3 protein-coding genes are annotated in these 3,179 nt (G+C 57.1%); 1 reads left to right on the forward strand and 2 read right to left on the reverse strand.

The window, feature by feature from the left end; translation table 11 throughout:
* Nucleotides 1–136: 136 nt before the first annotated feature.
* A complete protein-coding gene (locus tag M0974_RS16985; protein ID WP_297839091.1) occupies nt 137–901 on the forward strand; it encodes a GntR family transcriptional regulator in 765 nt (254 codons plus the stop codon).
* Between the two features lie 168 nt (nt 902–1,069).
* On the opposite strand, the gene guaD is transcribed toward M0974_RS16985, so the two are convergent.
* Nucleotides 1,070–2,404 (reverse strand): guanine deaminase, encoded by a 1,335-nt coding sequence (guaD, locus tag M0974_RS16990; RefSeq protein ID WP_297839092.1) that lies wholly within the window; start codon nt 2,402–2,404, stop codon nt 1,070–1,072.
* Between the two features lie 7 nt (nt 2,405–2,411).
* On the reverse strand, nt 2,412–3,179 hold a 768-nt coding region (xdhC, locus tag M0974_RS16995; protein ID WP_297839093.1), incomplete at its 5' end, for a xanthine dehydrogenase accessory protein XdhC.

Raw genomic sequence — 3,179 nt, forward strand, 5'->3', positions numbered from 1 at the left:
AAATAATGTTTTATCGTTTGTGCAGAAGATTTTTTAGATTGTATGCATAACGCGGTTAGTACAACGGTGGCTATTCACAACCCAAGCACTGTGTACAATGTCTTGGTACTTTTCTGTGACTTCCCCACGAGTGCCCATGAACGAACAGTTGCAGCCCCTCAAAAAACAGCCACGCATCGTCAAGGCTGGCCGCACCGGAACCCAGGACGATATCGTTTACGCGCATATTTTCGAGGCTATCCTCGAGCAGCGTCTGGCGCCCGGTACGAAGCTGAGTGAGGAAGCCCTGGGCGAAATATTCGGGGTCAGCCGCACGATCATTCGTCGCGCACTGTCACGTTTGGCCCACGAAGGCGTTGTGCTGCTGCGGCCTAATCGCGGCGCGGTGGTCGCAAGCCCCAGTGTTGAGGAGGCCCGTCAGGTGTTCTTCGCCCGGCGCATGGTCGAAAAAGCCATCACTGAGTTGGCGGTTGAGCACGCAACGCCTGAACAACTTGCCGAGTTACGGCAGATGGTCAGCGACGAGCGCGAGAGTTTTTCCCGTGGGGATCGCGGTGCCGGGATTCGCTTGTCGGGTGAGTTTCACCTCAAGCTCGCGGTGGCGGCGAAGAATGCGCCGCTGATCAGCTTTCAGCGCAGTTTGGTGTCGCAAACTTCATTGATCATCGCCCAGTACGAAAGCGGCAACCGCTCGCACTGTTCCTACGATGAGCATAATCAGTTGATCGATGCCATCGAAGCCCGCGATGCAGCGTTGGCTGTGAACCTGATGATGCACCACATGGACCACATCGACAGTAAGCTCAACCTCGACGAAGACAGCGCCTCAGACGACCTGCACGCAGTGTTCTCGCACCTGATGCTGACCAAGAAAAAGCCAGGTCGTAATCAGGCGGTGTAAGGCACTACACCGCATCAAGCCCTTCGCGAACTTGTTCGCTCCCACCGGAATTTGTGGATTGCCCTAGATCCCGCGTCATGTCGAGACTCTGTGGGACCGAATTCATTCGGGAAGGCGGTTTATCAGGTACGGCCCTTTCCCGAATGAATTCGGCCCTACAGATTGGGTTCAGTCCCGTTTATGCACCAACCGCCCAGCCGAGTAGGTCTCCAGCACCGTGCGGTCATCCCCCAGCGTGGTCAAGACAAACAACGTCTCTTCGATGTTCTGTGCCTGTTTCAAGCGGTAGGCCAGGATCGGCGTGGCGTTGTAATCGAGCACCAAAAAGTCCGCCTCAGTTCCTGGGTGTAACGTGCCAATCTTGTCCTCCAGGCGTAAGGCCCGGGCGCCGCCCAAGGTTGCCAGGTACAGCGACTTGAATGGGTTCAGTTTGGCACCCTGCAGTTGCATCACCTTGTACGCTTCGTTCAGCGTGTGCAGCAGTGAGAAGCTGGTGCCAGCACCCACGTCCGTGCCCAAACCAATGTTCAGTTTGTGCTTCTCCGCCATTGGCAAATCAAACAAGCCGCTGCCGAGAAACAGGTTAGACGTCGGGCAGAACGCAACCGCTGAACCGGTCTCGGCCAACCGCGCGCATTCGTCATCACACAAGTGCACACCGTGGGCAAACACCGAGCGTTCACCGAGCAATTTGAAGTGGTCGTACACATCCAGATAATTGCTGCGTTCTGGGAACAACGCCTTCACCCACTCGACTTCTTGTAGGTTCTCGCTGATGTGCGTCTGCATGTACACGTCCGGGTATTCACCGAGTAACTGCCCGGCCAACGCCAACTGTTCCGGGGTGCTGGTGGGGGCGAAGCGCGGTGTTACGGCGTAGTGCAAACGACCCTTGCCGTGCCAGCGTTCGATCAACGCCTTGCTGTCGGTGTAGCTGGATTCGGCGGTGTCGACCAGGTAGTCCGGCGCGTTGCGGTCCATCATCACCTTGCCCGCGATCATCCGCAGGTTGAGCTTTTCTGCTGCGCTGAAAAACGCTTCCACCGAGGCCTTGTGCACGCTGCCGAACACCAGCGCGGTGGTGGTGCCGTTGCGCAGTAATTCCTTGATGAAAATATCCGACACTTCTGCGGAATGCGCGGGGTCGGCGAACTGCTTTTCACACGGAAAAACATAGGTGTTCAGCCAATCCAGCAACTGTTCGCCATACGAGCCGACCATCCCGGTTTGCGGCAAATGGATGTGGGTATCGATGAAGCCGGGGGTGATCAGGGCATCAGGGTATTCGGTCACCTCAACATCGCTGCCCAAGGTGCCAAGCAAATCAGTGGCGTGGCCAAGGGCGACAATTTTGCCGTCCTCAACCACCAGCAAACCGTCGGGAAAATACTCGTAAGAAGCCTCGATTACCACTTCGGCGGGGTCAGCAATGCTGTGCAGAATCGCGGCGCGGTAGGCTTTCTTGCTAATGCTTTCAACGGTACTGGCAGAAACGGAAGTCATAACATTCTCATTGTTGTGCTTGGCTGCGGCGGGATACCGGCAGCAAGTGGGCAATAGGGGTTGCGTCGGCACTGTGTTGGCCGAAGTTGGCGTTGTAGGTGGCGATCACCTCGGCGGCGATGGACACGGCGATCTCGATGGGCAATTTGCCTTTGACTTCAGCCAAGCCCATTGGGCAGCGAATACGCTGCAACAAGGCCGCATCGAAGCCACGCTCACGCAAGCGGTGCTCGAATTTGACCCGTTTGGTCTTCGAGCCAATCAAGCCGAAATAGGTGAAATCGTTGCGTTTGAGCAGCGCCGCCGTCAGTTCCAGATCCAGTTGATGGTTGTGGGTCATGACGATGCAATAACTGCCCTTGGGCAATTGCTCGATTTCATCCACAGGCTCTTCGTTGATGATGCGCAACACGCCTTCGGGTATTTGTGCGGGGAATTCGTTTTCCCGCGAATCGATCCAGCGCACCCGGCACGGCAAGCTCGCGAGGAGCGGCACCAGTGCGCGTCCCACGTGACCTGCACCAAACACCGCGATTTGCGCCTGAGGTTGGCCCATGGGTTCGAACAGCAACACGTTCACCCCACCACAGCACTGGCCCAGGCTTGCGCCGAGGCTGAACCGTTCCAGTCGCGTGTTTTGACTGCCGCTGGCGAGCATCTCGCGGGCAATCTCCATGGCCTTGTATTCCAGGTGGCCGCCGCCGATGGTTTCGAAGATGCGCTCGGCACTGACCACCATTTTTGAACCGGCATTACGCGGCGTCGAACCGCGCTC

Source organism: Pseudomonas sp. (genome assembly GCF_026224925.1).
Taxonomy (GTDB): domain Bacteria; phylum Pseudomonadota; class Gammaproteobacteria; order Pseudomonadales; family Pseudomonadaceae; genus Aquipseudomonas.

Bases quoted from the DNA above. Each gene is read 5' to 3' on its own strand.
- guaD (WP_297839092.1), bottom strand. From the start codon at position 2,404: ATGACTTCCGTTTCTGCCAGTACCGTTGAAAGCATTAGCAAGAAAGCC.
- M0974_RS16985 (WP_297839091.1), top strand. From the start codon at position 137: ATGAACGAACAGTTGCAGCCCCTCAAAAAACAGCCACGCATCGTCAAG.